The following is an 8,156-nucleotide window of genomic DNA, read 5'->3' as shown; positions in this document are numbered from 1 at the left end:
CATAGCCGGCGCGAAGCAGCGCCGGTGCAAACGCAAAAGGCACCGCCCAGGAGAGCCGGCGGTTTACGGCGAGCGATACCAGGAGGCCGACAAGGAGAAGGTGATAGGCAATCACCGGCCACGCAAAGCGTATGCGATCGGCGAGCGTTTCCAGTCGGTCGCGGGCGGGGATGGCGCGGACCTTACATCTGACGTAGAGAACTCCGCCGAGAAAGAAGAACGCTTGGAGGACCCAGACCAGAAGACCGCGAGCGTCGAATCTGCCCAGAGCAGCGCCGTACCCAGCCAGCGAGGTGAGCGTGAGACCAAAGGTAGCGGCAAGTTGTTCGGCCCCGCCCTTGGCGGCGCGCTTCTGCGCATCATGCGACCAGAGATAGATGAGGAAGGCTCCCATCGCCCCCGTTGCCAACCAAAGTAACAGCCAGCGACCATAGACCGCCAAAAGGGGAACCGTCGCGGCCGTCGCCAGGCCCGCAAAAAGCACGCAGCCTTTCACGGCCACAGCTCTTTCCGATGGGGAAGGCAACCCGCCCTTTCCGGCAATCAAGAGCTCGAGTGAAGGCCGGCCGAGGAAGACCGCAACGATGGCGACCAGAGCAAGCAGCGCCGGGAGGTTCCACTCGCCGGTGACCGCAACTCCCGTCACAAACGGCACGAGCAGAATCCCCCAACTGCCGTGTTCCCGGGGAAGAACAAGTCGCACGTTACGTTCCCTTCACGGGATCGTTTGATGCGGCCGCCGGCATGGCCAGGTTGCTCCTCGGGCCACCGCCAATTTTAGGCTCTCTCAGCACCCTGGTAAGGAACATGGGAGGGAAGTTCGAGGATGATTCTTCGGATTGGTGATGGGGTGTTGGGGTTGGTAAATGCAAAAGGGTTCCTCGGCCAGATAGTCGCCGGTGGCGGCGTAGGCCCGCGCCCGGCAGCCCAGGCAGATATTGCGGAATTCACATCGGCCGCACTTGCCGGTCAAATTCGCGGTGTCGCGCAACGCGGCAAACACTTCCGAGCCTTCCCAGACCTCGACAAAACTCTGGGTACGCAAATCACCGGCTTTCACCGGCAGGTATCCGCAGGGGAACACTTCGCCTTTGTGCGAAATGAAGCAAACCCCGCTGCCTGCCAGGCAGCCCTTGGTCATGGCCGACATCTCGCCGCCCTGCCAGGACGGGGAGCCGGGATGACCATGAGCGTGGCCTGGCGAAAAAGAGAGTGGCTCACCCGGGGTAGATGACGGCGGAATCGCCGCGCCCGTATTCAAATTCACGCCGATCTTCCCCGGGTGAGCCACGAGCGTCTCGCGCGGAGCTCCGGCCGGTTCCGCTTCCGGAGTTCCGCTTGGTGCGGGACGCGAGCCCCAATTCTCCCGAAGCCTCGGGAGGGTCGAGCTTCGCCCCGTACCCTCCGGCACGAGGCTTTTTCCTTCTGCCGCCTGCCGCTGCCGGAAAACCCGGAAATAGTGAGGCGAGCAGGTGGCTTTCATTTCGATCCGGCCTTCCCTCTGCCGGTCGTAAAACCAATGCAAAATCTTTTCGTATTCCTCCGGCGGCACCATCTGCGACTCGGCAATGTTCACGCCGCAGCCGACCGGAACCAGCAGAAACGTATGCAGTGCCGCGCAGCCGAGGGCGAGGGCGAGATCCAGGATGGCGGGCAACTGGTGGGCGTTATGCCGGGCGATGGTGGTATTGATTTGGACCGGGACGCCCGCGCTTTGCAAGTGTTCGATCCCCCTCAGGGCGGCGGCAAACGCCCCCGGAATTCCTCGGAAGCTGTCGTGGGTAGCCGCGTCCGCCCCGTCCAGGCTGATGGAAACGCGCCGGACGCCGGCCCAGGCGATTTTGCGAGCCACCTCCGGCGTCACCAGCGTGCCGTTGGTTGCCAGCGCCACCCGCAGACCGCATTCCGTGCCATAGCGCGCGATCTCAAAGATGTCTTTGCGAAATAAAGGTTCGCCACCGCTCAGGATGAGGATGGGGTGTGAATACCTGCAGATTTGCTGTATCAGGTCAAGGACATTGGGTGTAGGTAGGTCATCAGGAGAGGATAATTCCTGAGCGGTGGCGCGACAATGGATGCAACGCAAATTGCATCCGGTTGTCAACTCCCAGAAAACCAGTCGCGGTTTGTGGTTTTGGGCGCTAGTCATGCGCTTGACTCTTGGAAACAAGTTCGCTTTCCGGGAAAAACCGAGATGAAATCTCTTCCTCGCTGAGGTAGCAGGCCGGATCCTGCTGCCACGGGTTCCCATAGACACGCAGGGCTCGGACGCGGAAGCTGCCCCCGCAGAGCTCTTTCCAGCGGCAGCTCCGGCACCGGCCTTCGAGCAAGGGGAGGCGGTCCTTGAGTCCGGCCATCAGCGGATCGCTCGTGTCCATCCAGATTTCGCTGAACGGCCGCTCGCGGACGCTGCCAAAGCTGTGATCGCCCCAGAACTGGTCGGCGTGGACATTGCCGTCGAAATCGACACAACCGATGCCCACCCCGCTCGAGTATCGGCCCCCGCCGTTCCATTTCAGAAGCTCATAAACCTTCCTGGCGCGCTCGGGATCTTTTTCGAGCAGCTTCAGATAGAGATAGACCCCGTCCACGTGGTTATCCACGGTGAGGACGTCAACGTTCAGGCCGCGGCGGACGAAATCTTCCGCGCGGGCCAGGATCAAGTCCATCGCCCGGCGCGATTCCTCCTGGCTCAGGTCATCGGTCAAAAGATTGTTCGCCCGGCCGGCATAGACCAGATGGTAGAAGCAAGCTCGATTGATCTTTTCCCGCTCGATAAAGTCAAAAATGGCGTCCAGATCGTGGAAATTTCGCTTGGTCAGCGTGAGCCTCAATCCCACCCGCTGGCCCGCTTCGACGCAGTTTCGGAAACCGGCCATGGCAGCGTCAAACGCGCCTTTCTTCCCGCGGAAGCGGTCGTTGTTCACCCCGATGCCGTCGAGGCTGATGCCCACGTAGATGAACCCTGCCGACTTCACGCGGCGAGCAACCTCCGATGTGATGAGGGTGCCGTTCGAGGAAAGCACGGGGCGAATCCCGGCTTGCCGCGCGCACTCGGCCAGCTCAATCGTATCCGGGCGCATCAAAGGCTCGCCGCCGGAAAACAGCAGCGCCGGAACACCGAACCGGGCCAGGTCGCTGATCATCGTCTTCGCTTCTTCGGTGGTCAATTCGTTGGGGTAGAGCTTGTCGCGCGAATCGGTGTAACAGTGAATGCAGTTCAGGTTGCAGCGGCGGGTGGTGTTCCAGACCACGATGGGGCGTCGCTCGGCGGCGGATCGGGGAACCTTGTGGGTCAGCGGCTCTCCGGTTTCAGGCCGGGAGGTGTGCCCATAACGGAGAGCATCGCCCGTCGCGTCCTGCCCACAATAGAGTTTGGTAACATCAATCACGGGCAAATCTCTTGGTGCGTTGTTTGTGATGAACCCGCTCAACGATGGGCATCCTGGATGCCAAACTCGGGCGTACCCTTGAAGTGTCCCAGTCCTATTTATTGGTTTTAGATTCAACAAGTTAAAGGAAGGGCTTTCTCACCAGGGGAGTGGTTCTCAAAGCCAAAAAGTCGCTTTTTGCGAGCCTAGCCACAGACGTGGGGCAAATTGCCCAGGATTGCCCGCTATCGCCAATACAGGTTGGGGGCCGCGCCCTCTCGGTTGTCGGCGTCAAATCGCCCATTTTGGCGCTGGCATCGGGCGCTGCCCGCCGGAAGTAGCGCGTCGCCGTAGAGGAGGAATCAAAGGATAGAGCGCCCCGCTTGGCCGCACTACGGAAGCTGCTTCGGCGCGAGCTCGTCCGGGCTGGGTAAGCGCCGCGAGGTAATTCCGGGAATCGAGCGTGGCGTGGGGGGAAGGAACAGGCCGGGTGCCCCTCGATAAGAGCGAAGCAAAGGGTGGGGCGTCAACTCGTGTCTCTTATTTCTTTGCAACAAAGATCAATTCCCCAGGGTGTTTCGACCCGTACGGACTTTTGTCGTAATCGGTGTACACCTCCACCACCCGCAAAGCGCATCGCGCCAGGAGGTGTTCCGTTTCGAACCGGAAGAGGTACCTCATCGAGAAGCGATCCACCAGCCGCTCTTGGCGTCCACCAGGGTGCGTAACGTAGTAGATCAGCTCAATCTCTTGAACCTGTCGGAACAGGTCCCGGGCTACCGTACGATGACGTCGAACCACCCTTCTGCCATCGGGCATCGTGAACTCTGGCTCCTCTTCCGTTTCGGTCAGGTACTGCTCTTCGACCAGGCGTGGCAGATAGGGATTGAATAAATCCAGGATGAACGTTCCACCTTCCACCAGATGCCGGTGAATGCAGGCGAGGCAAGACAATTGGTCCTCGACAGTAATCAGGTGCTGAAAAGAGCGGAAGGGTATCGTCACCAGGCTGAACTGTCGCCCCAGGTCAAAGTTTCGCATGTCTCCTTCGACCAGGCGCACCTTCGCTTGCACTTCCGCCGGCTCACGCGCGAGCTTCTCCCGGCAAGCGGACAGCATGAACGGGGAGAGATCGAGGCCGACAATCTTGATGCCTGCTCTTGCTATGGGAATCAGCACGCGTCCCGTTCCACAACCAAGTTCGAGCACCGTGTCCCCCGCCTGTTGTGCCTTCTCCACGAAGAAGGCGATATCGGGCCGATTCCGATAGGGCACAATGTGGTCGTAAAACTCCGCTGTAAAGGAGTACTCCGTGCTATCCCGTGGGCGATCCATGGATTTCTCCCTGGTAAGACCTACTGTCCGCCAGACGTGATTCGATTGAGTCGCCCCCAGAGCCGTTCACGGCACGGGCTACACGCGGCGGTGCTAACCCTTCTGCACCTCCAGGAAGAGCAAGGCGTGGTCGGAGAATTTGCGAATCCAGTCGGCCTGCCGTTCGGCTGTCGCTTCGGCGGGCCAGCCACGCACCTCGATATCCTTCCCCCCAAACGGGCGCAAGCGCAACTGCTCGGAGGCCACTACGTGATCCAGGTTGGCGGGTGGCATTTTGGACTGAGGTCCGTTAGACCACGTGTACTCGCGATTCTTGGTCAGCCGGCGCATCTTTGCCTTCGCTGCCTCTCTGTCCAGCTTCTGCAATTCCAGCGTGGGTGAAATATCCTTCTGGAAGGGGTATTCCATCCCCATCGTGTTCAGGTCGCCGAGGAAGAGGAACTTGGCCTTCCCCTGGCCGCCGGCAACTTGGTCAAGCTTCTTTTTCAACTTGAACGCATGGGCAAACATATCGTCACGGATGCCGAGCCCGATCGGCTTTGAGCCGCTCTTGGTGTGCAGGAACAGGATGGGGTAATCCTCGCTGTCGATGCGCAGGGTCAGCAAAGCGCCCGGGCGCAGCAGGGAGTTGCCGGACTTGAACTCGAGGCGTTGAGTGAAGAACGCAGTCAAGCCGCTCCGCACACCCACCAGAATTTCCTGAACCTGCGGCCCCTCGGTGATGTGGAACTGGTAGGCTGGGAGCTTGCTGACCAACTGTTGGAATACCGTCTTGCCCTCCACCTCGTAGAGCGTAAAGACGTCGGCATCCTGCCGCCGAAGGAAGTCCACGACGCGTCCGACCCGGTTGGGGTCATCTTTGAAATGCTCGACATTCCAAGACGCCAGCGAAAATGCCTTCGCCATGGTTGTGCCTCCGGAGACAAAAGGAAACTTCGAATCGGCGAAGTCTTCTACACAATCGTGCCCAGGTCAAGAAAATCTCAAGGAGGAGGCCGCAAATTTTCAGGCAGCGGCGGGGTGGAGGCTGCGAGGAAGAAGGTGACGGGCGAGGCTCAGGGTTGGTCTTGCCCGGGCTTCTTTTCTTCCTTTTTGGTTTCCTTTGCCAGCGAACGGATAAAATTCACCAGGTTCCATTTTTGCGTGTCGGTCATGCGCTTTTCCTGGCCGGGCATGTGCCCCTTGCCCGCTGTCAGCAGGTAAAAGAGGGCGCCGTCGGTTTTGTCCTTGAGCGCTTCCGGGTTGCGCCAGTCCTTCACTTCCCATTTCAGTTCCACCGCCAAGTCGCCTTTGCCATCGCCCTCCGTGCCATGACACATGGCGCATTGGCTGACGAAAAGCCGTTTGCCCGCCTCCACCGATTCCGGCGTCGCTTTGACGGGATTGGATTTTTGAGCGGCCTCGGGGGGAATGACAGACGGAATTGCGGGCGGTACCGCCGGCTTGGCTTGCGAAGGTGGAGCTGGCTGTTGTCCCGACACCTGGGGAGCCGCCGCAGCTCGCCCTGAACGATCGCCGTGAACAGCGGGAGCGGCGAGCGCGATGAGCAAAGCGAGCATGTGGGGGAATCTCATGCTCCCTCCTTTTTCAAAACACAGTAATCAGAAAATAGGGGACAGCTATTTTCTGTTTTCTCTTTTCTATTTTCTCCCTCTACAACGAATCCTTGTTTGCCTCGTCCGCCTGGGCTGCCTGGCGCGCTTCGATCGAGCGGAGCTTCATCCGCAGGCCGAACAGCACGACCAGAATCGTGATCAGCGAAATGGCCAGTCCCTTTCGACGGAAATCCCGTTCGCGGAGGGCCTCCCGGCCGGCCCGGTACGTTTTTGCGGCGAGCTTCTTTCCCGCCGCAACGACCCCGGCCACCTTGGCGGGGTCAAAGCTGTGAATGTTGACTCGCGCCTTGATGAGATTTTCTCGCGCTTCCCCTTGCTCGAGCTTGGGCTGGCTGACTTCCATGCCGGAGCGTTCCGCGCGATCGAGAATCGCGTCCGAGTTCGCGAGCGCCTTTTCGAGCTCGGCGATGCTCTGGGACATTTGAGCCGCTTTGGCGTAACCGGCGTCTCCTTCCGCGTGGCAATTCAGGCAAATGGAGCCCGGGCCGGTCCCGAGCATGGCATCGGTCGGCGGCACAATGCGGTGGTTGGAGTGGCAGGCAATGCAGGCGGCCAGGTTCATCGCGGCAAAGGCCTTCTTGTGAGGACTCTCGTCAAAAAGCTGTGCCTGGAAGACGTGGCAAGTCGAGCAAACGTTCTCGACGGAAGCCACGCCCGGCGGCGCCGCGCCGTGGTTTCCATGGCAGGTCGAGCAGGTGGGCGCGGAAAGGTCGCCGCGGTTCGCCATGGCTGCGTAATGCGCGCTCGCCTGGTAGCCGGCAAATTGGTCGGTGGGGATCTTGTACGCCTTCATATACTCGCCATTGACGTGGCAGCGGGCGCACGTTTCCGCCACCTTGAGCGGATGGACGGTGGAGAGAGGATTGGACGCTGGCCGAATCTCGTGGACGCTGTGGCAATCGCTGCAAACAGCAGCTTTCGTGTCGCCCGCCGCCAACCGCTTGCCGTGCACGCTGGTGCGGTACTGCGCCAGTTGGTCGGTGCGAAGCGAGGGATTGTACTCCCGCATGAACGCGCCATCGCTGTGGCACCGGGCGCAAAGCCGGGGAATGCGGGATCGCGCCGGCTTGCCGACAAACCCGGCAGCGCGACTCATCGCCTTCATCATGTCATCGGTGTTCGCATCCCCACCGTGGCACGCCGCGCAGGTCAGACCTTTCTGGCCGTGGATATCCTCCGCCCAGGTATCGGTTGGGGTTTTCAACTTACCTTCGAGCATTTGATGGCAAAGCAGGCACTGATCCGCAGCCAGGGCAAACGCGGAGCACCCGAGGATGGCCAAGAGGACAGTAAACCAACATCGAACTTGCATGTTCATTTCATCAGAGAGGCGATGAGTGTCGGCAAGGTCGTCACGGCCATGAAAACAACCACAAAGATCCCCAGCCCGAGAAAGAAAACTCGCCAGCGCTCACCCGGCTTGCGGTCCAGAAACGGGATCAGTAGCCAGAGTAACCCGGCAATTCCAAAGGCGAGAACGCCCAACACCTCGCCGTCTATGAACCAGATCTTGGCGGGGATGAATTTCAAGGTTTCAAAGGCAAAGAGAAAATACCACTCCGGGCGAATGCCTGCCGGAGCGGAGGTGAAGGGATCCGCTTTGACGCCCAGTTCCCACGGCATCAAAGCGGCCAGCGCACCCAGGACGCCCAGCGCGATGTACCAGCCCATCAGGTCGCGCAAAGCGAAATTGGGGAAGAAAGGCATCTCGCGCCGCTGGCCGCCCGTAGCCGTCCATTGTCTTTCGACCGACTCCGGCACGCTCATGCCGAGCTTCTGGACAAGGACAAGATGGAGGGCGAGGAGGATGGTGGTAAGGCCGGGCAAAACGGCA

8 protein-coding genes are annotated in these 8,156 nt (G+C 60.3%); all 8 read right to left on the bottom strand.

Annotated features, from left to right (window positions below; translation table 11 throughout):
• On the bottom strand, window positions 1-703 hold a 703-nt coding region (locus VIH17_05665), incomplete at its 3' end, for a YwiC-like family protein (protein ID HEY4682721.1).
• Window positions 704-787: 84 nt separating this feature from the next.
• A complete protein-coding gene (locus VIH17_05660) occupies window positions 788-2,149 on the bottom strand; it encodes a radical SAM protein (protein ID HEY4682720.1) in 1,362 nt (453 codons plus the stop codon).
• Complete coding sequence (locus VIH17_05655) at window positions 2,142-3,392, bottom strand: radical SAM protein (GenBank protein ID HEY4682719.1); 1,251 nt, start codon at window positions 3,390-3,392, stop codon at window positions 2,142-2,144. Before VIH17_05655 ends, VIH17_05660 begins: the two co-directional genes overlap by 8 nt.
• Before the next feature lie 519 nt (window positions 3,393-3,911).
• Window positions 3,912-4,706, bottom strand: coding sequence for a class I SAM-dependent methyltransferase (locus VIH17_05650; GenBank protein HEY4682718.1), 795 nt, complete (start codon window positions 4,704-4,706; stop codon window positions 3,912-3,914).
• 93 nt (window positions 4,707-4,799) lie between these two features.
• A complete protein-coding gene (locus VIH17_05645; protein ID HEY4682717.1) occupies window positions 4,800-5,612 on the bottom strand; it encodes an endonuclease/exonuclease/phosphatase family protein in 813 nt (270 codons plus the stop codon).
• A 149-nt stretch (window positions 5,613-5,761) separates the two neighbouring features.
• A complete protein-coding gene (locus VIH17_05640; GenBank protein ID HEY4682716.1) occupies window positions 5,762-6,280 on the bottom strand; it encodes a c-type cytochrome in 519 nt (172 codons plus the stop codon).
• Window positions 6,281-6,359: 79 nt separating this feature from the next.
• The gene (locus tag VIH17_05635) at window positions 6,360-7,526 is read right to left on the bottom strand and encodes a cytochrome c3 family protein (protein HEY4682715.1); all 1,167 of its coding nucleotides are present in this window, start codon (window positions 7,524-7,526) and stop codon (window positions 6,360-6,362) included.
• Window positions 7,527-7,636: 110 nt separating this feature from the next.
• On the bottom strand, window positions 7,637-8,156 hold a 520-nt coding region (locus VIH17_05630; protein HEY4682714.1), incomplete at its 5' end, for a hypothetical protein.

Source organism: Candidatus Acidiferrales bacterium (assembly GCA_036514995.1).
Lineage (GTDB): Bacteria > Acidobacteriota > Terriglobia > Acidiferrales > DATBWB01 > DATBWB01.
This window is presented reverse-complemented; position numbering and strand designations above follow the sequence as displayed.

Excerpts from the sequence above, each read along its gene's own strand:
- VIH17_05645 (HEY4682717.1), bottom strand. The coding sequence starts at position 5,612 with ATGGCGAAGGCATTTTCGCTGGCGTCTTGGAATGTCGAGCATTTCAAA.
- VIH17_05660 (HEY4682720.1), bottom strand. The coding sequence starts at position 2,149 with ATGACTAGCGCCCAAAACCACAAACCGCGACTGGTTTTCTGGGAGTTG.
- VIH17_05640 (HEY4682716.1), bottom strand. The coding sequence starts at position 6,280 with ATGAGATTCCCCCACATGCTCGCTTTGCTCATCGCGCTCGCCGCTCCC.
- VIH17_05650 (HEY4682718.1), bottom strand. The coding sequence starts at position 4,706 with ATGGATCGCCCACGGGATAGCACGGAGTACTCCTTTACAGCGGAGTTT.